Origin of the sequence: Veillonella sp. AF13-2, assembly GCF_003603295.1 — a bacterium.
GTDB classification, from domain to species: domain Bacteria; phylum Bacillota; class Negativicutes; order Veillonellales; family Veillonellaceae; genus Veillonella; species Veillonella parvula_E.
On sequence record NZ_QTMT01000001.1, the window covers coordinates 87,014 to 110,678 of the forward strand.

The 23,665-nt window shown below is 36.9% G+C and carries 22 protein-coding genes and 1 tRNA gene; all 23 read left to right on the forward strand.

Translation table 11 applies throughout. The features are described 5' to 3' along the window. Nucleotides 1-5: 5 nt before the first annotated feature. The 23 genes from DWV85_RS00390 to DWV85_RS00500 all read left to right on the forward strand — a co-directional run bounded on the left by DWV85_RS00390 (nt 6) and on the right by DWV85_RS00500 (nt 23,663). Nucleotides 6-329 (forward strand): zeta toxin family protein, encoded by a 324-nt coding sequence (locus tag DWV85_RS00390; protein WP_347736136.1) that lies wholly within the window; start codon nt 6-8, stop codon nt 327-329. Between the two features lie 7 nt (nt 330-336). Next, nucleotides 337-1,359, forward strand: coding sequence for an AraC family transcriptional regulator (locus DWV85_RS00395; RefSeq protein WP_123137788.1), 1,023 nt, complete (start codon nt 337-339; stop codon nt 1,357-1,359). Nucleotides 1,360-1,729: 370 nt separating this feature from the next. Then, nucleotides 1,730-1,996, forward strand: a complete 267-nt coding sequence (locus tag DWV85_RS00400; protein WP_004698672.1) for a SemiSWEET family transporter — start codon at nt 1,730-1,732, stop codon at nt 1,994-1,996. Between the two features lie 192 nt (nt 1,997-2,188). Then, nucleotides 2,189-3,217, forward strand: a complete 1,029-nt coding sequence (locus tag DWV85_RS00405) for an AraC family transcriptional regulator (RefSeq protein WP_119562703.1) — start codon at nt 2,189-2,191, stop codon at nt 3,215-3,217. 383 nt (nt 3,218-3,600) lie between these two features. Further along, nucleotides 3,601-4,503: a L(+)-tartrate dehydratase subunit alpha gene (gene ttdA, locus DWV85_RS00410; protein ID WP_012864637.1), complete on the forward strand. Its 903-nt coding sequence runs from the start codon at nt 3,601-3,603 to the stop codon at nt 4,501-4,503. After that, entirely contained in the window at nt 4,503-5,114 is a 612-nt protein-coding gene (gene ttdB / locus DWV85_RS00415) for a L(+)-tartrate dehydratase subunit beta (protein ID WP_123137789.1), read from the forward strand. Before ttdA ends, ttdB begins: the two co-directional genes overlap by 1 nt. Nucleotides 5,115-5,271: 157 nt before the next feature. Next, nucleotides 5,272-6,546 (forward strand): SLC13 family permease, encoded by a 1,275-nt coding sequence (locus tag DWV85_RS00420; protein ID WP_012864635.1) that lies wholly within the window; start codon nt 5,272-5,274, stop codon nt 6,544-6,546. A gap of 273 nt (nt 6,547-6,819) precedes the next feature. Then, nucleotides 6,820-8,490, forward strand: coding sequence for a formate--tetrahydrofolate ligase (locus tag DWV85_RS00425; RefSeq protein ID WP_123137790.1), 1,671 nt, complete (start codon nt 6,820-6,822; stop codon nt 8,488-8,490). A gap of 29 nt (nt 8,491-8,519) precedes the next feature. After that, nucleotides 8,520-9,137, forward strand: a complete 618-nt coding sequence (locus tag DWV85_RS00430) for a cyclodeaminase/cyclohydrolase family protein (RefSeq protein ID WP_123137791.1) — start codon at nt 8,520-8,522, stop codon at nt 9,135-9,137. 181 nt (nt 9,138-9,318) lie between these two features. Then, nucleotides 9,319-10,647 carry a nucleobase:cation symporter-2 family protein gene (locus tag DWV85_RS00435; protein ID WP_123137792.1) on the forward strand — a complete coding sequence of 443 codons (1,329 nt, stop codon included), beginning with the start codon at nt 9,319-9,321 and terminating at the stop codon, nt 10,645-10,647. Nucleotides 10,648-10,861: 214 nt separating this feature from the next. After that, a complete protein-coding gene (locus tag DWV85_RS00440; RefSeq protein WP_008601479.1) occupies nt 10,862-11,302 on the forward strand; it encodes an MOSC domain-containing protein in 441 nt (146 codons plus the stop codon). A 26-nt stretch (nt 11,303-11,328) separates the two neighbouring features. Beyond that, entirely contained in the window at nt 11,329-12,294 is a 966-nt protein-coding gene (gene moaA, locus DWV85_RS00445; protein WP_123137793.1) for a GTP 3',8-cyclase MoaA, read from the forward strand. A 1-nt stretch (nt 12,295) separates the two neighbouring features. Continuing rightward, nucleotides 12,296-12,598: a hypothetical protein gene (locus DWV85_RS00450; RefSeq protein WP_008714343.1), complete on the forward strand. Its 303-nt coding sequence runs from the start codon at nt 12,296-12,298 to the stop codon at nt 12,596-12,598. An 83-nt stretch (nt 12,599-12,681) separates the two neighbouring features. Next, a tRNA-Lys gene (locus tag DWV85_RS00455) sits at nt 12,682-12,757 on the forward strand. 282 nt (nt 12,758-13,039) lie between these two features. Next, entirely contained in the window at nt 13,040-13,981 is a 942-nt protein-coding gene (locus tag DWV85_RS00460) for a Dyp-type peroxidase (RefSeq protein WP_008601474.1), read from the forward strand. Between the two features lie 184 nt (nt 13,982-14,165). Next, on the forward strand, nt 14,166-15,665 hold the full coding sequence (gene thrC / locus DWV85_RS00465; RefSeq protein WP_012864628.1) for a threonine synthase: 1,500 nt from the start codon (nt 14,166-14,168) through the stop codon (nt 15,663-15,665). Between the two features lie 212 nt (nt 15,666-15,877). Continuing rightward, a complete protein-coding gene (locus DWV85_RS00470; protein WP_123137794.1) occupies nt 15,878-16,765 on the forward strand; it encodes a DMT family transporter in 888 nt (295 codons plus the stop codon). Nucleotides 16,766-16,937: 172 nt separating this feature from the next. Continuing rightward, the gene (locus DWV85_RS00475; RefSeq protein ID WP_123137795.1) at nt 16,938-18,605 is read left to right on the forward strand and encodes an AAA family ATPase; all 1,668 of its coding nucleotides are present in this window, start codon (nt 16,938-16,940) and stop codon (nt 18,603-18,605) included. 284 nt (nt 18,606-18,889) lie between these two features. Then, entirely contained in the window at nt 18,890-19,357 is a 468-nt protein-coding gene (mscL, locus tag DWV85_RS00480) for a large conductance mechanosensitive channel protein MscL (protein WP_012864626.1), read from the forward strand. A 123-nt stretch (nt 19,358-19,480) separates the two neighbouring features. After that, entirely contained in the window at nt 19,481-20,530 is a 1,050-nt protein-coding gene (locus DWV85_RS00485; RefSeq protein ID WP_077708594.1) for a D-glycerate dehydrogenase, read from the forward strand. A gap of 82 nt (nt 20,531-20,612) precedes the next feature. Further along, on the forward strand, nt 20,613-22,301 hold the full coding sequence (locus DWV85_RS00490; RefSeq protein WP_123137796.1) for a glutamine--tRNA ligase/YqeY domain fusion protein: 1,689 nt from the start codon (nt 20,613-20,615) through the stop codon (nt 22,299-22,301). A gap of 37 nt (nt 22,302-22,338) precedes the next feature. Further along, nucleotides 22,339-22,971, forward strand: coding sequence for a hypothetical protein (locus DWV85_RS00495; protein ID WP_123137797.1), 633 nt, complete (start codon nt 22,339-22,341; stop codon nt 22,969-22,971). Nucleotides 22,972-23,075: 104 nt separating this feature from the next. After that, entirely contained in the window at nt 23,076-23,663 is a 588-nt protein-coding gene (locus tag DWV85_RS00500) for a DUF3793 family protein (protein ID WP_008714331.1), read from the forward strand. Nucleotides 23,664-23,665: the final 2 nt, after the last annotated feature.

Below are 23,665 nucleotides of genomic sequence, written 5' to 3' on the forward strand. Positions count from 1 at the left end.
TCATAATAAATGCATCCCTTATATCAATAAGGGGTGCATTTTATATGTATTCTTTACAAGCCAGAGCTACACCTAAAGAGCATCACGATGGGATTGTTAAATCTTTGGTATCTAATATTAATGAACTTGAACAGAGTGGCTTGTTTGAAAGTGTTCAAGTTTATAAGCGTGATTTAGTACAGGTGTATAATTCAAAACAATGTACTGAATCTGTTGGGTCTGTTGTAGACCAAATTCTATTTGGTGCTTGGTCTCAAGATGAATCTATTTTGTTAGAAGTGAGTAGAACCCAAGAGCAGGAGTTGAAAAAGAAATTAGCTAGGGGGTAAATTAGTAATGGAGTACTTCGATTATTCATACAAACATAATTACATAGAGTTTAGTAGCAACATATATAGGGTTAGTACATATCATTACAACTGGCATGCAGAAACAGAGATGTTTATCTTGTTAAAAGGTAGTGTTGAGATGAGTTGCAATGGTGAGGTTTTTACGTTGAAACCTCTTGATGTCGTGATTATCTCTCCTCAAGTAGGGCATGCAACATTAGCCCTCGAAGAGGATGCTATAGCCTTTGTTATTCATGTAGGTAACGAGTTCTATCAACAGTATGATCCGGATTTTGGATCGTACCAATTTGTTTTGCGTTCAGATGATAGTACGCGTCATAACGAATTCTTTACAACCTTACGCCATCATGCTGCTATGACGATGTTGTTGATGACTAAAGGTGAAAGCCCAGTACATCGAATGTGGATAGAACACCATTACTTAGCTTTGGCCGGTGATGTATTTAGAGAATTTGATCCTATAAAAAAGGTTTATGAAAATGCTAGACCTGGCGATATAAAACCGGCATCTTTTGATAAAATGATTACCTATATTGATGAGCATTATGAGCAGAAAATAGAGTTAGAGGATATTGCAAAAATTGGGGGCTATAATGTTGCCTATACATCGCAGTTTTTTAAACGACAAATGGGGATTTCATTTGTTGAGTATGTATTGCGGTTGAGAATCCGTGATGCTACTGTTCGTTTAGCTAGTACGGATGAGGCGGTCGCAAGAATTGCAAGCGATTGTGGATTTGCAGATGTGAAGGCCTTTAATGTGGCTTTTAAAAAACACTTTAATATGACCCCCACAGAATATCGTAAGCAAGTCAAAAGCATTGGGCGTAAAACCATTTTACAAGATTGGAAAGAAATTATTTCTGTAGATAATCAAGATGTTCTTGATGTATTGCATTCATTCTTGTCGTATGAAGATGATTCCCGTGCTAAGAGCGAATTGGAATTTATGAGCAAAAAATTGGAATCTTTGAAAGAAAAGTTAGCCGATGTAGTAAAGGATTTATAATTGGGTTTTATGATAACTATATTTTTATTGTGACTATATTCTTATGATAAGAGTTTGGGAAGCAAATTATTTTGATGAATTTATGACACATATAGAAAGATTAGAATTGGGTAAATTTCTATATCAAGAAACCCTATAAAGTTATTGAAAAAGCACTACTGTTGATAAGTAGTGCTTTTTTATATGTGCTTTCTAGGTGGATTTATATATAAATTCACCCTGAAAATACAATAAATCGAGAGAAATCTATTTTTTCCGTTGATTTTACTATAAAAATTACCTTTTAATTTGGATAGTTATATTCACTAAACTGAGTAGAATATATTTCATCAGGAGTAAAAAATTAGTAAATTATAATTTTGGAGGATATATGAATCAAGTAAAATTTATGGAAAACGTAGGTAAAGTTGCAACTGTTACTGCTGTAGCTATGTATGTATCTTACTTCCCACAAATCATGCATAACCTAGCTCATCCAGGTACTGGCGATTGGATTCAACCACTTGTAGCTGCAATCAACTGTACATTATGGGTAGCGTATGGTTTGTTTAAAGAACATAGAGATATTCCAGTAGCATTAGCCAATGCACCAGGTATCTTCTTTGGCTTAGCAGCAGCTATTACAGCGGTTATGTAATTTTAAGAATAGATATATAATGCTATAGAAACATAAAACTATAAATTATTGACATGTAAAATAAGATTACTGTTGACCGTTGCTAATTATATATATCATAATGAATGCATCCCTTTGATTAATAAGGGGTGCATTTTTTATGTAAATAATTGAGAGGTATTTGTTTGATTTTATGAGGGGTGTTACGTTGTCATGGATTACTTTCACTATACCTATAAACACAATCATATAGATTTCAATAGTGATATATACAAGGTTAGTACATATCATTACAACTGGCATAGTGGTGTAGAAATCTTGATTTTGCTAAAAGGCAGAATCGATATGAGTTGTAATAGTGAGGTTTTCACAATGGAACCGCTTGATACAATTATCATTTCACCTCAAGTAGGTCATGCTACGTTGGCGTTGGAAGAAGATACGACAGCTCTTGTTATTCATGTCGGAAAGGATTTCTTTCAGCAGTTTGATCCTAACTTTGGAATGTATCAATTTGTATTACGTTCTGATGAAAGTAATCGGTACAACTCTTTCTTTACCACATTGCGTCATCATGCGGCTATGATGATGTTATTGATGGTGAATGGTGAAAGTCCTACTAATCGATTAGATGTGGAGTATCATTATTTATCTTTAGTTAGCGATATATATAAAGAAATTAATAAGGTTAAATCTATTCATGTACATACAAAGCCTGTCGATATAACAGTAGCCACCTTCGATAAAATGATTGCTTATATAGATGAGAATTATCAGCAAAAAATTGAATTAGAAAATCTTGCAAAGATAGGTGGCTATAATGTGAACTATACATCACAATTTTTTAAACGCCAATTAGGTGTCTCCTTCCTTGAATATGTATTACGATTAAGATTGAGGGAGGCTACAGTTCGTTTAGTTAATTCTAATGATGCAGTTGCACATATTGCAAGTAGCTGTGGTTTTGCGGATATTAAAGCTTTTAATGTAGCTTTTAAAAAACATTTCCATACCACGCCATCTGAATATAGAAAGCAAGCAAACGAAATAGGACGTAAAACAAAATTACATGATTGGAAGGAAATTATATCAACACAAGAACAGGATATTATAGAGATACTACAATCTTGTTTACCATATCAAGATGATTCTACTAATAAGATTAGATTAGAAGTGGCTAATCAAAAGTTAAATGACGTTAGAGAACAACTTGAGATGGTTGTAAAAAAATTACAAGATTAACTGGTATTGTTATATACCATTGTAACTGATTATAGTTGCATATTTTTGAGATTAAATTTGAGCGGATATACAATTATTAGGTATAGGTGATTTTGTATATTTGTTAATCCTATTAAAATATATGGTGAAAGAGCACTACGTTCTGATGGTAGTGCTCTTTTTTTTATAATCATATAGGTGAAATTGTATATTTTTAATGGATTAAAAGAAAATAATTAAGGAAATTTTGTATGTGTTTGACAGACTTTCACCAATAAAAATCAACTTGTAAATTGGATAGTTATATACTGAAAAAAGAGTAGAATAGAATTATCGAAAGGAGCTAAGGTTCCGAAACAGAAATAATCACGTCTTAAATATTGAAGTCTTTTTGGAGGTTTGCGATGAGTACGAAGGAACAACAAGTACAAGAAATGACAAATAAGATAGCTAATTTCATTTCTTATATGGCAAAGGTATTGCCTGATGATGTACAAGAAAAAATTCATGAATTGGCACAGGATGAAAAAAATCCTATGGCCAAATCTATTTATGAAACAATGCAACATAATATGGATTTAGCAGCTCAGCTTAATCGTCCTTCTTGTCAAGATACTGGTGTATTACAATTTTGGGTAAAGGTTGGATCTAATTATCCCTTACTAGGAGAATTAGAAGATATTCTAAGAGAAGCAACTTATAAGGCTACACAAGAGGCTCCATTACGATTGAACTGTGTAGAAACTTTTGATGAGTTTAATACTGGTAAAAATATTGGCCTCACTGCACCTTATATTCACTGGGATATCATTCCTGGTTGCGATGATGTAGAAATCTTCCCTTATATGGCTGGTGGCGGGTGTTCCTTGCCAGGGTCAGGTAAAACATTGATGCCAGGCGAAGGCTATGAAGGTGTTGCTAAGTTTGTTCTTGATTTGATGACAAGCTATGGATTGAATGCGTGTCCTCCACTATTGGTAGGTGTAGGGATTGCTACAACTATTGATACCGCTGCTGGATTATCTAAAAAAGCATTAATGCGCCCTGTATCTTCAAAAGCACCTAATGAAAAAGCGGCTTATATGGAACAATTGTTAGAAGATGGAATTAATAAGATTGGTATTGGACCTCAAGGTATGGGTGGGGATAAAACTGTTTTAGGTGTGAACATTGAACATGGTACACGTCATCCATCTGTTATTTCTTGTGCTGTTAGTGTAGGTTGTTGGAATCATCGTCGCGGCGATCTCGTATTTGACAAGGATGGTAATTGCACAGTTAAATCTCATAAAGGAGTGACATTATAATGGCTAAGAAAATATTAACTACACCTATTCAACAATCTGATTTAGCAGGCATTAAGCCAGGCGATGTGATTTATTTGACTGGGCATATTACAACCTGTCGTGATATGGGGCATCGTCGTGTGGTAGAAGAAGGTAAAACGTTACCGGTTGATGTTAAAGATGGGGCTATACTTCATGCAGGTCCAATTATTCGTACTATAAGCGATAATGAATTTGAAGTTGTATCTGTAGGACCTACTACATCTATGAGGATGGAAAAATACGAATATGAATTTGTTAAAAAGACAGGTGTACGTCTCATTGTAGGTAAAGGTGGCATGGGGCCTGAAACAGCACGTGCCTGCAAAGACTTTGGTGCACTACACTGTGTGTTCCCTGCAGGTAATGCGGTTCTTGCTGCTACAGAAGTCGAAAAAGTAGAATCTGCTAACTGGCGTGAACTTGGAATGTGCGAAACGTTATGGACTTTTAAGGTAAAAGAATTTGGCCCTTTAATCGTATCAATCGATGCTGACGGCAATAACTACTTTGAAGAAAAGAAAATAGAATATAATAAGAAAAAAGATGAAATATTAGACGAAATATATAAACACGTAGGTTTCATCAAATAATAAGATAAGAATAGCGATTTCTTTATATTATGAATAACTTCATAACTTGTAAATATATCTATATGAGAAATAATCATTAATAATATTGTTTTGTGATTTACAGCGTATCTTCATATAGATATACTATAAGAGTATGACTACCATGAAAGGAATTCTCATGGATTATAGTATTGCTATTACACTGGGATTTCTTGTATTTGCAATTGTAATGTTTGCATTGGAGAAAATCCCATTGTCTATTACGGCTATGATCGTGGCCGTTGGATTACACCTTTCTGGTGTATTAACTGCAACGGAAGCTTTTAAAGGTTTCGTTGACTCTAATGTTATTTTGTTTATCGCTATGTTTATTATCGGCGCTGCTTTCTTTGAAACAGGTGTAGCTGTTGATGTTGGTAACGTTGTTAATAAATTTGCTAAAAATGAAACTATCCTTATTATTGCTATTATGATGCTTACAGGTATTATGTCCGGCTTCTTATCTAATACAGGTACTGCAGCGGTTATGATTCCTGTTGTTATTGGTATTTGTAAAAAGGGTGGTTTTAACCAAACTAAATTCTTAATGCCAATCGTATTTGCCGCTGCTATGGGGGGAAATATTTCTATGATTGGCTCTCCTGGTAATATGATTGCAAATTCTAATTTGCAAGAAGCCGGCCTTGGATCCTTTAGTTTCTTTGCTTATGGTGAAGTAGGTTTACCTATGCTTATTGTAGGTACTTTATTCTATGCATTCATTGGTAAAAGATTCTTACCTGAGGTTCCAACACGTGAACCTGATCCAAACTATCAAAAAAATGCTGATTTCAGTCATGTTCCAGTTTGGAAAAAATGGGTAGCTGGTTTGGTATTGGTGTTGACTATCGCTGCTATGATTTTTGAAAAACAAATTGGTGTATCCTTAGCGGTTAGTGCCTGGGTAGGTGCACTTGTTATCGTAGCGACAGGAGTTATTACCGAAAACGAAGCAGTTAAGTCTATCGATATGAAGACAATTCTACTATTTGTAGGTTCCTTAGCTCTTGGTACAGCAATGGTAAAATCTGGGGCAGGTGCATATATTGCAAATCTTATTGTTGATGCTTTGGGGGATACACCTAATCCATTGGCATTATTAGCGGTACTTTTCTTCCTATCTGTATTTATGACAAACTTTATGTCCAATACAGCAGATGTTGCATTGCTAGCTCCAATCGGATTGTCTTTAGCATCTCAATTAGGTTTTGATCCTAAGGCGATTCTTGTTGCAATCGTAATTTCTAGCTCTCTTGCGTATGGTACACCTATAGGGATGCCTGCGAATACTATGGTATATAATGTAGCTGGTTATAGTTTTAAGGACTATGTGAAAGCCGGCGTACCGTTGATTGTAGTATCTGCAATTGTATCTTTAGTATTGTTACCGATTTTGTTCCCGTTTAACCCGTAATTATATAAAGGTTAGTCATACAAAACCGTCACCATAGGTGGCGGTTTTATTTTTGTACTATTGGGAGAGAATATTTTAGTAATAAGTTAATATAATATAGAGATAGGCAAGAATTGATTAGACATATGGTCTACTTTCATATATAATAGATTACTGTAGTTGTACAAATATACACCTACAGTAGACAGTTAATATTAAATATTATTGAATATTAGAGAGTAAGGTTATAGTTGTTATATAGTTTATAGATGGCCTTAGTGCCGAGGAGGCTTTATGTTAAGCGATATTGAGATTGCCCAACAGAATAGAATGGAAAAGATTCAGGTTATTGCCAATAAATGTGGTTTAACACCTGATGACATTGAACAATATGGTCATTATAAAGCTAAAATTTCTTTTGATGCTATTCGTCGTTTAGAATCTGAGCCAGATGGTAAGTTAGTGCTAGTCACAGCGATTACGCCAACACCAGCAGGGGAAGGTAAGTCTACAACGAGCATTGGTCTCGTACAGGGGCTACAAAAAATCGGTAAAAATGCAATTGCTACATTACGTGAGCCATCCTTAGGACCTGTTTTTGGGATTAAAGGTGGTGCAGCAGGTGGTGGTTATGCTCAAGTTGTACCTATGGATGACATCAATCTTCATTTTACAGGTGATATGCATGCTATTACAGCGGCTAACAATTTATTATCCGCTATGATCGATAACCATATCCATCAAGGAAATGAATTGCAAATCGATTTGCGTCAACTATCTTGGACACGTGTTCTAGATATGAATGATCGTGCTCTTCGCAATGTGACAGTTGCACTTGGTGGCAAAGTATGTGGATTCCCTCGGGAAGATCATTTTATGATTACTGTAGCTTCTGAAATCATGGCTATTCTTTGCTTAGCTAAGGATTTAGAAGATTTGAAAGAACGGTTTGGTCGCATCGTTATCGGTTGTAACTTAGCAGGTGATCCTGTTTATGTTCATCAACTTGGTTGCCAAGGGGCAATGGCGCTTCTCATGAAAGATGCTATCAAGCCAAATCTCGTACAAACATTGGAACATACACCAGCTATTGTTCACGGTGGTCCCTTTGCAAATATCGCTCATGGTTGTAACTCCATTGTAGCTACAAAACTAGGACTTAAGCTTGGTGATATCGTAGTTACGGAAGCGGGCTTTGGTGCTGACTTGGGTGCTGAAAAGTTCCTTGATATTAAATGCCGATACGGCGGTATTTTCCCTGATGCAATCGTTATCGTAGCTACATTACGAGCTCTTAAAATGCATGGTGGTGTACCAAAACAAGAGTTGAATACAGAAAATGTTGAAGCCGTAACTAAAGGTTTCAGCAACTTACAAAAAGCAATTGAAAATATGCGTTATTTCAATGTGCCTGTATTAGTGGCAATCAATAAATTTGCTAGCGATACAGATGCAGAAATTGCTGAGTTGACTCGCCTATGTGATGAGTTTGGCGTGCCTGTAGAGCTTAATGAATGTTGGGAAAAGGGCGGCGAAGGCGGCACTGATATGGCAAAAAAAGTCGTAGAGTTACTTGAAGGTCCTAAGCCAACACCTAAATTCGTATATGATTTGGAAGATAGTTTAGAGGATAAAGTTAATAAAATCGTTAAAACTATTTATGGTGGCGATGGAGTTATCTTTACGGACAAAGCCAAAAAGCAAATTAAACAATTAGCAGATTGGGGACTGGATCGTTTGCCTGTATGTATGGCGAAAACGCAATATTCCTTATCTGATAATCCAGCATTATTAGGGGCTCCAACAGGATTCACTATTACTGTATCCGATATTCGTGTTGCCAATGGGGCAGGCTTTATTGTATGTCGTACAGGTGATGTAATGGTAATGCCAGGCCTTCCTAAACGTCCTGCTGCTCTTAATATGGATATTGAAGCAGACGGCACAATTAAAGGCTTGTTCTAATAGAAAGTGTTTTTACATGAGGCTATGTTATGAAATTAGTAGAACAACGAGTAATAGATTTTGTGGCTGCTACTGCCTCTAAAGAGCCAACGCCAGGTGGTGGTGCTATTGCGGCATTGACTGCCGCAACGGGGGCGGCTTTAGCAGAAATGGTAGCAAACCTTACATTTGGTAAAAAAGGTTATGAAGCGGTTCAGCCTGAAATGGAGGAGCTTCAAGCTAAAGCAGAAGCGATTCGCAAGCGCATGCTCGAATTATCTCAAGCTGATGCAGATGTATTTAATATCTTTATGAACGCCTTAGGATTGCCAAAGAATACAGATGAAGAAAAGGCTGCGCGTACAGCTGCTATTCAACAAGCATACAAAGATGCTGCTATGGTACCTTTTGAAATTGGAGAATTAGCGAATCAAATATTTGATTTAGCAGAATTAGCCTCTCGTAAGGGGAATCAAAACCTTATTACAGATGGTATTATTGCGGCTATTAATGCGCGTGCTGCGGTGAAATCGGCTTTTTTGAATGTGCGTATTAATTTATCTGGTATTAAAGATGAAAGTTTTGTAGCAGAACTAATATCTAAGATGTATGCCATTGAAAAAGATCTTGATGATAAAGAGTCGGCTATCATAGGGTTATATAAATGATAAAACATTATAATATAAATCGAATAATATAACCGATCGAATTATAAAAGTTCGGGAAATAATAAAAAGAGATCCTGTTAGTATATATAAGTATAATAGGTTCTCTTTTTTCTATTGTTAAAATCCGAACGATAGTGTAAAATAAATGGGTAATATTTCGAGGTTTTATGTAGGAGACATTATGACAGAGCAGAACCCAATAAATACAGTCGATAGTATGTTGCCCATACCACAGCTCTTTGCCTTTGGTTTACAGCATGTACTTGCCATGTATGCTGGAGCTGTTGCGGTACCGATTATTGTGGCACAGGCGATGAATTTACCGGTAGAGGATTCGATTCGCCTTATTACAGCCGACTTGTTTACCTGTGGCATTGCGACCTTAATCCAAACATTAGGCTTTGGTAATATAGGTGGGCGTATCCCTATGATTCAAGGTGTTACCTTTGCATCTGTCGGACCTATGACTATGATTGGGGCACAGCATGGTATGACTGCCATTTACGGTGCCATTATTGTAGCAGGTCTATTTACTTTTATAGTAGCTCCATTCTTTAGCCGTCTAATTCGACTGTTTCCCCCTGTTGTAACGGGAACAATAATTACTCTTATTGGGATTAATTTGATGCCAGTTGCCATTAATTGGATGGGGGGCGGTGTAGGAAATCCAGAATTTGGAAGTTATACGAACATAGGACTTGGATTTCTTACGTTCTTAATTGTTGTCTTTGTATACAAGTTTGCTAAAGGTTTCTTAAGTAATCTTTCTGTATTAATAGGCTTGATCGTAGGCACAGCAATTGCCTTTGCAATGGGTGTTGCTAATTTTGATGAAGTTGGTCGATCTCAATGGGTTGCTTTCATTGAACCATTCTATTTTGGTTTGCCAACCTTTGACTGGGCTTCTGTATTATCTATGATTATCGTCATGCTCGTTGTCATGGTAGAGACGACAGGTGATAGTATTGCTATTGGTGAAATTGTGGATAAGCCAATAGGTCGAAAAGAATTGGCTTCTGTTATTCGTGCCGATGGTATTTCTACTTTAATAGGGGGAATTCTTAATAGTTTCCCATATACAGCCTTTGCTCAAAATGTAGGACTTATTGCGGTTACAGGTGTTAAAAGTCGCTTTGTAGTAGCTGCATCTGGAGTAATCTTAATTTTGTTAGGTTTATTCCCTAAATTAGCCGCTATTGTTGCTAGTATACCAAATGCAGTACTCGGTGGTGCTGGCATTGCTATGTTTGGCATGATTGTTGCCAGTGGTATCCGCTCTCTTGGCAAGGTTAGTTTTGATGGTAATCATAACTTGATGCTTGTGGCGATTAGTATTGGAGTGGCTATGATCCCTATTGCGGCGCCGAACTTTTATGCTAATTTCCCTGATTGGGCACAAATTATATTAAAATCTGGCATTACCTTTGGTAGTATTACGGCAATCTTGCTTAACTTATTACTCAATGGTGTTAATCATGGCGATGAAATTCAAGAAATGGGCCGTCGCTAAATAATACATACGAGAACTCTATTCCTATAGAATAGAGTTCTTTTTAGTGATTAAATTCACAGGGAAAATGTATGAATACTATGCTATAATATATAGATAATTGTAGAACTATTTTGTGATACTTTCATAAAATAGGAATACAGTCTGGATTTACAATTAAGTGTTTATAAAAAGTTATGTATATGGAATGTTCCCATAAGAAGGGAAGGGGCACGTGGCAGACGGAAAGATTATTGCTATCTCCATTAGTGAGAAAAAAGGGCAAAAAAAACATAATATTGAATCCGCCAATCTCATTGTAGATCATGGGATGGAGGGAGATGCTCATGCAGGAAATTGGCATCGTCAAATCAGCTTACTTGGTATCGCTAGTATTGAACATATGCGGGCGCAAGGTGCAGATGTTAAACCTGGTGATTTCGCTGAAAACATTACAGTAGAAGGTATGGTTCTTTATGAATTAGCTGTAGGGACTCACTTACAAGTAGGGGCTGATGTGATTCTTGAAATTACTCAAATTGGCAAGGAATGCCATCATGGTTGCGAAATCATGAAACAAGTTGGTTCTTGCATTATGCCTACACAAGGTATCTTTGGTAAGGTTCTTAAAAACGGTACGATTCGCGTAGGTGATGAAGTATCTATTATTAAATAATTTTGAGTTGGTAAACGAGGTGTATTATGAAAGACGCATGGGGCCGTACTATTGAATATGTACGTCTGTCGCTGACAGATGCGTGTAATTTTTGTTGTCCCTACTGCCGACCTGCAGAAATTACTCCTCAAAGTCAAACGCAACTATTGTCTGTTGATGAATGGATGACCATTTTAGGAGCTTTCCATCATATTGGTGTGAAGGCAGTACGCCTCACAGGTGGTGAGCCTTTGCTCTATCCACATATTGAAGAACTACTAGGTCGCATCAAAGAATCAGGTTGGTTTGAAGATATCTCTATGACTACCAATGGCAGTCTATTAGCTTCACGAGCGCAACGGTTAAAAAAATTTGGCTTGAATCGTGTGAATATTAGTTTGGACTCTCTTGAAACTGAAGCTTTTGCTGCTTGTGTTGGTAAAGCGGGACAGTTGGAGTCTGTTCTCGACGGTATACGTAGTGCTATTAATGCTAACTTTAAATCCGTTAAGATTAATACGGTTTTATCTCGTTATTGGTCCGATGATGAAGTTAAATCTTTATTACAATATGTTGAAAAATGGCCTGTTGTTTGGCGGTTTATTGAATACATGCCGTTCCAAGGTGATGCCTTTCATGGACCTACCTTTGATGAATGGAAGGAACAATTAGAACACGTTAGTGGCGGATCTCTCACAGAGGTTCATTCTGTTTATGGCTTTGGTCCTGCTACATATTTGGCACTACCTAGTGGTAAGGCTGTAGGCTTTATATTCTCTATGTCTCATAGCTATTGTGACACTTGCAATCGTGTACGTCTTACATCTGACGGTCAAATGCGATTGTGCTTGTTGCGAGATGATGAGGCTGATCTCGTATCACTCGTACGCAAAGGTGTATCTATAAAGGACTTAGCTAATCATATTGAACGTGCTTTGCAACGAAAACAAGAACGACATGATGGTATAGGTATGGATCAACCTGAGCGTCCAATGTGGCGAATCGGAGGGTAGTATGGGATTTTTTGATTTTTTAAAGCCTAGATCAAAGGAGAATGTTGAATCATGCTGGCCGGGAGGCAAGATGCTTCAAGTCCATATAGAATACAATACACAAGAAACCGTATTTACTTATTTTGGTCGTTATGGTTTACAGTTTAGCGTTCCTAAGTCTAATTTGACGAATGTTATTGTAAAAGAAGTAAGCCGCACTCATAGTGTGCTTCAACTATATAGTGGTGAAAACTGCGTAGGGACTAGTGATCTACTCCCTACTGAGGCCTGTAATATTATGAAGGATTGGGTATTACAATATTAATAATATGAATGTTGATATTTTATAGGAGTGTAATAAATTTTCTTTACATTCCTATAAAATAAGCATATAATTATTCATGTCATGGACCACTAGCTCAGCTGGCAGAGCACCTGACTCTTAATCAGGGTGTCCAGGGTTCGAACCCCTGGTGGTCCACCAGAGTAAAGAACTCACATTTTGTGTGAGTTCTTTTTTTGTGTAAATATTTTTCTTTTAGCTTTTTACATATCTTTTTAGCCTTTATATAGTTATTTACATGGTTAAAATACGTTGTGGTTTAATCCTATTTTTCTCAAACAAGTAGTCATTGATTCAATTAAGTTTATAAACTTTAACATTAATGGAATATAGTATTGATACAATATAATATATTTTATAGACAGTAAAACTATAATAGCTTATGATGGTTTTATAATAGTTTTTCTCATTAGGAGGTACCAAATGGCAGTAGATGTTTCTAGAACACAAGATGTGTATAAAGATGCTGGCCAAAGTGTCAACTTCACCACTTTGTTATTAAACCGTAAAGATCATGAGGCAGAGCTTGAAGTGATTCAAGATATGGCAGATCGTATTCAAGCCATTAAACGTTCTGTTAGTATTCGCGCTAATGGGGAAGGTTTGGGCATTGCCTTTGGCTTTAGCCGTAAGGCATGGGATTATTTGTTCCCTAATGCACCGGTACCAAAAGAGTTAGAAGACTTCCAAGGCATAAAAGGTGATAAACAAGATGTACCAGCTGTAGCAGCTGACTTATTTTTGCATGTCCGCTCTAATGATGAATCTGTTACGTATACTGTAGTAGATCAAATTATGGAGTTCTTACGCCCTATTACATCTGTTGTAGATGAAACCCATGGCTTCCACTACGAACAAGGTCGTGCGATTATTGATTTCGTTGATGGTACGGAAAACCCTGTTGGCCAAGAGGCTGTAGAGTGGGGCGTTATTGGAGATGAAGATCCTGAATTTACTAATGGCTCTTATGCATTTGCACAGAAATATGAACATGATCTTGATGCATGGCGTGCACTTCCTACAGAAATGCAAGAAAAATTCATTGGTCGTCGCAAATTTAGTGATATCGAATTGGAGGATGATGAAAAAGATCCGGCAGCTCACAATGTAGTGGCTCAAGATAATCGTGATGATGAAGAACACAAAATCGTTCGTATGAATGTTCCATTTGCCCAACCAGGACATGGCGTACGTGGTACATATTTCATCGGTTATGCTCGTTACTGGGATGTAACTAAAACAATGCTTACCAATATGTTTACGCAAAACGATAAATTGCTTGATTACTCCAAACCTATTACTGGCATGTTATTCTTCATCCCATCTCTTGATACATTGGATGCTATTGCGGAAGGTGAACTATAACCGAATTCTGATTAATATTGGAAAGCTGTATATTCACTTAATTAGTTAGTAATATTTGGTTTTATTTACTAGATTAAAAATTTATTATATAATTCTATAGAAAGCGCCCCAAGTGGGCGCTTTTATGCTATAATAAATCTATTAAACTCGTAAAAATCCATTGTAGTTATGAATGAGGTATTCCATGAATTATACTAGCACCCGAGGTACCGTTGCGGTAAATGAAACATATGCATTGTTGCACGGCTTAGCAGAGGATGGTGGCCTATATGTACCATCTTTATTTCCTACAAACTGCTTAACTTACAATGATGTGAAAGATAAAAACTACCAAGAAGTAGCAGCCGTTGTTTTAGCAAAGTTGTTTCCATGCTTTTCCGAAGCTCATTTAAATGAAATGATTAATTCTGCTTACTGCGATGCTAATTTCAGCACCCGCGATATTGCACCATTACACTCTTTATTGGAAAAGGTTTCCGTATTAGAACTATTCCATGGCCGCACACAAGCTTTCAAAGATATGGCATTATCCTTATTTCCATACCTTTTAGTAGCTGCTAAGGAGGCTGAGGGTGAGAAAAAAGAGGTTCTTATCTTAACGGCTACTTCTGGTGATACTGGTAAAGCAGCTCTTGAGGGCTTCAAGGATGTACCGGGAACTCATATTCAAGTATTCTACCCGACTGATGGCGTTAGTCCTATGCAAGCGGAACAAATGCAAAAACAAGAAGGGGAGAATGTTAATGTTACGGCTATTCATGGCAATTTTGACGATGCTCAACAATTCTTGAAACGCCTCTTTGTTGATAAAGCGACTGCTGAAGAGGTTGCTGAAAAAGGAGTTATGTTCTCCAGTGCGAACTCTATCAATATTGGTCGTTTAGCTCCACAAGTAGTTTACTATGTAAATGCCTATGCTGAACTGGTTGCACAAGGTGCAATCCATGAAGACGAAGCTTTCAACGTTGTAGTTCCAACAGGTAACTTCGGTAATATCTTGGCTGCTTACTATGCTAAAAAAATGGGGATTCCTATCGGCAAATTGATTTGTGCATCTAATCAAAATAACGTACTTACTGACTTCTTTGAAAACGGTACCTACGATATGAACCGCCCATTCTATACGACGATTTCTCCATCTATGGATATTCTTGAATCCTCTAACTTTGAACGATTCTTATATTATATTTCTGGTGAAGATAGCGAACGTACAGTAGGATGGATGAAAGATCTTAAAACAACAGGCAAATTAACTGTTAATGAAGAAGAGTTCAAACGTGTTAAGACTGATTTTGCTGGTGCCTATGTAGATGATGAAGAAACGAAAGCAATCATTGAACAAGTATACAATTCTTACGGTTATGTAATGGATCCTCACACGGCAGTTGCTATGGGGGCGTATATGAAGGAGTTGGAGAAGCATCCTGAAGATGGCGCTCGTCATACAGTGATTGCATCTACAGCACATCCATTTAAATTTCCTACACCAATCTGTGAGGCATTGGATATCAAGGTGGGCGAGACTCCTTATGAAAGCTTAGATAATATCTCTGCTGTAACAGGTGTTGCCTTCCCTAAACAATTGGAAGCCTTACAATCCAAACCATTGCGCTTTACAAAAGCAATCGACAAAGAGAATATGAAACAAGAAATCTTAGATTTTGTAGATACGTTCTCTAAATAATACAATGCCGCCTTTCCTTAGAAGGGCGGCATATCTATATGTTTTTTATTGAGTAATCATTTTTTATTGATTAACCAATTAAATTCATTTTCTCATTAAATTAACATTCATCATATATGATATGGAATTTTGTTAGTATGTATTGATGTATTCATTATTTATAGAAATATGGGTTTATAATTATATAGAGAAATATAATTATAGGAGGGGCTATGGCTAAAAAGGGCCTTATATATGCATTGTTATCCGCACTTTTATTTAGTACGATGAATGTATTTGTAAAACTGTTAGGGACAAATATTCCACCTGGGGAGATCGCTTTTGCCCGTGGGTTCTTTGGGACTGTTGCGGTGCTCATTATCATGTATGTGAAGGGCATCCGTTTTTCAAAAGAGAATCGGGGGCTCCTCGTCATGCGTGGCTTATACGGCGGTTTTGGTATGGTATGTAATTTCATAGCATTGGTACACATAAAATTATCTGATGCAACAATTCTATTTCAGACGACAGGAATATTTGTTTTTATCTTTAGTGCTCTGTTTCTGAAGGAATCGATACCTAAAGGGGCTGGCAAATGGCTTGGAGTCATTTTGATTGCTGTCTTAGTAATGGTAAATCCTTTTAGTTATGAATCATTTTCTTGGTATGCATTGGTAGCAATTTTAGGTGCTGCTTTAGCTGCGGCGGCCTATACGACGATACGAACTATTAGTAAACGCGGACAACATAGTAATTTTGAAATCATGGCCTATTTCATGATTACTGGCATGATTGCGGGCCTCGTCACTACTGATAAGCTCGTTATGCCTCAAGGTACAGATTGGCTCATTATCTTCGCTATCGGTGGTATTAGTGTAGTGGCTCAGTTTTTCTTGACTGGCGCCTTTGTTACGACCAATGCTGTAGTGGCTCAATTCTTGCAATACGTTGGCGTATTTATTAGTTCCTTCTATGGGTTCTTGATCTTTGGTGAAAGCTTATCCATAGCAACAGTAGGAGCTGGTATTGCTATGTTTATATCCTCTGTCATGTTGGCGTGTCTTAAAGAACAGAGTGGTCCATTAAGAGAGGGCAAGGTTATAGAGGATAAAATTAAATAAATGTCGAATATATACAGTATCAGACTGTATATGACAGTGGGGGTGCTGATTACATTCGTGATTGGCACCTTTTTACATAAAAGATAAAATACAGGGGTATTAGTTAGTGATTTATTGTAATGAAATATACTAGAGCTTTTTCATTTTGAAAGTAGCTACAGACGGAGGAGCTATGTATATAAAATGGATGCATATTGAAAACTATAGGAACCTAGCCGATGTAACGCTAAGCTTTCACAATGATATTAATTACTTTGTCGGTGAAAATGCGGTAGGTAAGTCTAATTTTTTAGATCTCTTAGAAATTATCATGGAGTGCCATGGGTTCATTGAAAGTGATTTCACGGATGTAAACAAGCCTATCCGCATTGATTTTGAAATATCTTTGGGTGAGTTAAATTATAAAAGCATGTATACTGCTGATGAAGGCCCCACCTACCGTTTACGACTTGAACAAGTTGTACAAGAGGTATATCCACGATTATACAGAGTCACTGATGCAGGGATTGAACCTATGGCGTTATCTATGATTCGTCATGCCTTATATGTGTGTCATCGCGACACCTCAGAGCAGGAACTGTTTTCTATACCGTCCTCTATATATGTAGAATTAGGACAGCTATTACAAGCTTATGTGTCTCGATTAGAAATGCCTACTGATGATTTTCAGCGTGAAATTGTTAGTTTACGTAAGGATTTAGATCCTTACTGTATGCTCAATATTCAACATCTTGTAGAGGTATTGTCTACATCCTCCGCTATGGAACGTAAGTATTCTGCTGATAATGTACGATTGATTATGGCTGTGGCTCTCAAGATTTTGGCTCAAATTTATATGAAAGTGAGTAGTGCAACTACAAATTTAGAATCTTTACTTGTGTATGATGCAAAGGGACACAAGTTTTTACCAATCTTTATAAGTGTAGATGAGCCTGAGCTACATTTAAGTCCGTATTTGCAACGGGCTGTGCTCAATTATTACCGTCAAATTGCAACTAATGAAAATGAAGAGTTTTTAGCATTGTTGCGAGATATTTTTAAAATAGATGGATTATTAGGACAGCTCTTTGTGGTTACTCACAGTACGGATGCACTAGTTGACGATTATCGTCATATTATTCGGCTTTATCGGGATGAAAATAATATGGTCTGTGCAGCGTGTGGAGTTACTTTCAATTTCCCTAAAGAGGTAGAGAAACACTTGATTATGCATTTTCCTGAGGCAAAAGAGGCTCTATACGCTCGGTGTATTATCATCGTAGAAGGGGAGACGGAGTATGGTAGCTTTACAGGCTTTGGTAAAAAATTAGGCGTGGACTTTGATTATTTTGGCATCTGTCTTATCAACGCTCGGGGCGAATCCTCTATCAGTAAATTGCAAAAATTGTTTAATAGATTCTCTATTCCTACAGTAGCTCTCTATGATCGCGATGTAGAGGGAAAATATGCAAAAGCACATAGCAATATATTCTATACGGAGGAAATTTGTTTTGAAATGGATTTTGTATCGTATCTACTTGCGATGCACAAGCGTTCCATAATGGATGCCATCATCAAGGACATTATTGATGACGCTCGTCCAATGGTAACAAAGGATATGGCGCGGCGTGGTTATGCTAAATTAGGTATTACTAAAAGCCAAATTGTACAACGTTGTTTACCGAATATTTCGGATCGTAAGTTGGATGATTTACATATCTATTACTTCTCTTGGTTCTATGCCAATAAAGGGGTAATTGTAGGGCGACGTATTAGTCAATTTTTAGATACTTCTATGATACCACCTGCATTTATTGCAGTAATAGAGCGTGCTAAACTTCTTTCGCTAGGTTTAGGTTAATGGAGTAATACATTACTACTTCTAATTAATAGAGTCTGACCAAAGTTTGGTTAGACTCTATTTTTTCGAAGGTAACATAGCGTTTTAGAGTGTAGGCATAGGAAATATGGTGTAAAAAATACGCATAATAAGCGATTTATTACAATAATAGATAGAATTATGAAAAAATATATTAACTAAATTTTAAAAACTACATCGAAATTTCTTGACATCTTTTTATCTTTATTTTATGATTAGTACTGTTATTAATGCATTCTCAATTAAACGTATCTAGGAGTATGAAAATGAAAGACTTTTTAAATGACTTTAAAGCATTTGCTTTCAAAGGCAATATGATGGACCTAGCTATTGGTATGATTATTGGTGCTGCTTTCACAGCATTGGTTAATTCTGTTGTAAACAACCTATTCATGCCTGTTCTCAGTGTATTCACAGGTGGTATTGATTTTAGTAATTTGTACTTGCCATTGAGCACAGGTTCTAAAGATGCATTCATGGCTGGTGCTGATATTGCTACAGCTCGTGCAGCTGGATCTGTATTGCCATATGGTACATTTATTACTGATTTGATTCAATTCTTGATTTTGGCATTTGTTGTATTCTTGATGGTTCGTGGTTTGGCTAAAATGATGAAATCTGCGAAAGAAGAGGAAGTTGCAGAAGCACCTGCAACGAAAGAATGTCAATTCTGTAAATCTGAAATCAATATCAATGCAGTTAAATGCCCTAACTGTACTGCAGATTTGAACTAGTTCAAATTTAAATTATACATAAAAGGAGTGAGGTTTTGACCTTACTCCTTTTTGTTGTATTACGTTAGCTTTCTAGTATAAAATATAATTATAATATATAGAATTTTTTAGGGAGGGATATACATGGAAAAGAAACCTCTAGTAGTAGTAAATGGACTGGTTCGCAAAGATGCGATTGCATATTTAAAAGAGCATGTAGATGTGCGCCAATGGACTGAAAAAACAGTGATGCCTCGTGAGGTACTGAAGGAATGGCTCATTGATGCGGATGGTTTGTGGTGTGTACGACCTTTAGATGTAGATGGTGATCTTGTAAAGAATGCGCCAAATTTAAAGGTTATAGCACAAGCGGCCGTAGGTTATGATAATGTAAATATTGATGAACTAACAGCGGCAGGTATTCCTTATGGCAATACGCCAGGTGTTCTCAATGAAACGGTAGCAGAACTTGCATTTACGTTGATTGCCACGGCTAGTCGTCGTATTATAGAAAATGCTAACTTTGTAAAAGACGGTCGTTGGGCTCAAAGACCTTCTAATATTAAAGGTTTTGATTTAAGTCGTCGCACTCTTGGTATCATTGGCATGGGAGCTATCGGCGTATCCATTTCTCGTCGTGCCCGTGCGTTTGGTATGACTGTTGTGTATCATAATCGTAATCAACGTTTGGATGATAAGATTCATAAGACTACTTATATGGAGTTAGATGATTTATTAGCCATTAGTGATGTAGTATGCGTTATGGCTCCATTGACAGATGAAACATATCATATGTGTGATGAAGCGTTTTTCAAGAAGATGAAGAATACAGCTTTATTTGTTAATGTTGGTCGTGGACCTATCGTAGATACTGATGCACTTATCAATGCTCTTAAAACGGGTGAAATCGATTATGCTGCCCTCGATGTAACGGATCCAGAACCATTACCAGCGGATCATCCATTGTTAGATGTAGAAAACTGCCTTATTGTACCGCATATTGGCTCTTACACAGATAGAACTCGTTATGACATGTCTATTTTGACAGCGGATAATATTATTGCCGGCGTTCATAAGAAACCTTTAAAAACATGTGTAAATGAAGAAGTAAATTATAAGAAACCTCAAATGGATGTAGAGTCTGCGCTAGAAGAGCTTAAAAAGGCTGGCGTTGATTTAACTGATTTCGACTAAAAGTGGAAGACATTAAAAGATATGCGGTTTTATACAAAATATGGTAAAATAAAAGAATATTTTTCCTATGGAGGTAAGAACGTTGGAACATAAAGACATTGAAAAAGATGTAGCTCCTGAAGAAGTTGTATCTGTTAACTTTATTGAAGCTATTATCAACAAAGATAACGAAACTGGCAAATACGGTGGCCGTGTATTGACTCGCTTTCCACCAGAACCAAATGGTTACTTGCATATTGGACATGCTAAATCTATTTGCCTCAACTTTGGTATTGGTAAACAATACAATGGCTTAACAAATCTTCGCTTTGATGATACAAATCCTGTAAAAGAAGATGTCGAATATGTAAACTCCATCATGGAAGACGTTAAATGGCTTGGATTTGATTGGAATGAACAACCACGCTATGCATCTGATTATTTTGACCAAATGTATGAGTATGCTAAGAAATTAATCACCCTTGGCAAGGCTTATGTAGATGATCAAACTGCAGATGAAATTAAACAAAATCGCGGCGATTTCTCTACTCCTGGTGTCAATAGTCCATACCGTGAGCGTAGTGTAGAAGAAAACTTGGCACTCTTCGAAGAAATGAAGGCTGGCAAGTATAAAGATGGGGAAAAGGTATTGCGTGCAAAAATCGATATGGCGCATCCTAATATCGTAATGCGTGATCCTGTTATTTATCGTATTGTAAATACAGAGCATCATAATACGGGTAATGAGTGGAAAATTTACCCTATGTATGATTTTGCCCATCCTATTGAAGATGCTATTGAACGCATTACGCATTCTATTTGTACATTGGAATTTGAAGTTCACCGGCCATTATATGATTGGGTGTTAGAGGAATGGGATGATACTGAAATTCCTCAACAAATTGAGTTTGCTCGCTTGAATGTAACTAAAATGGTTATGTCCAAACGTAAATTGCGTGCACTTGTGGAAGCTGGTCTCGTAGCTGGTTGGGATGATCCTCGTATGCCGACAATTTCAGGTTTGCGCCGCCGTGGTTACACGCCAGAAGCAATTCGTGATTTCTGTGATCGCATTGGTGTAGCGAAGGCGGATAGCATTGTAGATATTGCATTGCTCGAGTTCTGTATTCGAGAGGACTTGAAACTTAAAGCTAAACGCCCTATGGTTGTGGTAGATCCTGTAAAGGTTATTATTACAAATTATCCAGAAGGCAAAACAGAACTTTGTACAGTTGAAAATAATCCTGAAAATGAAGAACTTGGTAATCGTGAAGTTGTATTTGGCCGTGAAATCTATATCGAACGCAGTGACTTTATGGAAGAACCAGTTAAGAAATTTTTCCGCTTAGCACCAGGCAAAGAAGTACGCTTGAAAGGAGCTTATTTCATTACATGCACTGATGTTATTAAAGATGAAAATGGTAATATTACAGAAATTCACTGTACATATGATCCTGAAACTAAGAGCGGTAGCGGTTGTACACGTAAGGTTAAGGGCACATTACATTGGGTTGAAGCATCTACCGCAGTAGATATTGAATCCCGTTTATATGATTACCTGCTTAAAGAAGATTCTGATGGTAAGGACTTCTTAGGTGACTTTAATCATGAGTCCTTACAAGTATTCAAGAGTAAAGGGGAAGCATGCCTTGCTACAACTGTACCAGGGGATCATTTCCAATTCTTGCGTCAAGGTTACTTTGTTACTGATAAAGACAGTACTTCAGACCATATTGTAGTGAACCGTATTGTTGGTTTACGTGATAGTTGGGCTAAGGCACAAAAAAAATAGCATAATGCATTATATTAATGCTTTCATGAGGAGAAAAATGAAAAAAATAGTACTACTTGCTACGGTAGCGGCTGTGTTGGTATCTATACCTGCTACGGGTTCCGCAGCGAACATTAAGTCCATTTTAAATAGGAGTCAAACTGTAACATATCAAGGTGTTAAATTACCTGAAGGCGTTACTATGTATCAAAATAATCCTAAAGCGTTGTTTGCTGGGGCGGGTAAAAAAGATATTAAGTCTGTACTTCTTGAGGCGGGCGCGTCTTCTGTAGATGTATATACATTAAATATTAAAAACGAGAATGAAATGCAATATGCTGTTTATGCTAATGTTGTGTTAGGAAAACAATTATCCAGTCGCATGAGTGAAGCAAAGCATATGAATACAGATTCTTCATCTCTTGGAGCATTGGCAGCTGCTATTAACAATGGCGATAGCCCTGTACTTGGTACTTTCACGGTAATAAATCCATTAGCAAAACAAGGCAATGCCTATGAAGGCACATTGAAATATAAAAGTATAGCTAATAATAATTCTTATAATGAGATATTACATATTAGTATTTCTGAAGATAAATATACAGGACCAAATGCTCATTTAATTGCTGTTGACGAAGCTAATGATAGTGTTGTATTCCCTAAAGTTAAAGGTTTATTACATACCAAATAATTAATAATTATTGAAAATATATATCAATTATTCTTGACAATTTTTCTCATCAAGAGTACTATGAGCCTATAGGAATTATTCTCATTAGAGGAAATTCTAACGATGTGCAACAGGCAGGTACTATTATGATGAATTCAATTGACCATATCATTGGATATCATTGTGCACCGGCAATTCGAGGTATTAAGCTATCGAACTTGGTTTCTATTCCACGGGACATGAATGAACAAATCCAATTTGTATTGATAGAGTATAATAAAGCGTTCAATGAAAAAGGATTGTTCTTCTTTGAATTATGTCGTTGTAAAGCGCGAAGACTATTATTGGTATTCCGTGAGAAGCAATTAAGAGACTATGTACGGCAACCTGCGGTGATGTTATTTTTGAAAGCCTACGGTTATCATGATCGAATGAGCATTATGGAGATGCTCGAACATCTTAGATATCGTATGGAAGTAAGCATTGAGTTTCCACATGAAATCGGCATTTTTCTAGGTTACCCATTAAAGGATGTGAAATGTTTTATTTCCTATCGTGGTGGGGGATACCGAATGTGCGGAGAGTGGAAGGTTTACCATGATGTGGTAAATGCACAACGCTCTTTCTTGTGTTACAAAGCATGTCGTGAATTTTGTCAAACTCAATTGATGTTGGGAAAAACATTTAGTTCATTGGTCGCAAGAACGGCCTAGGA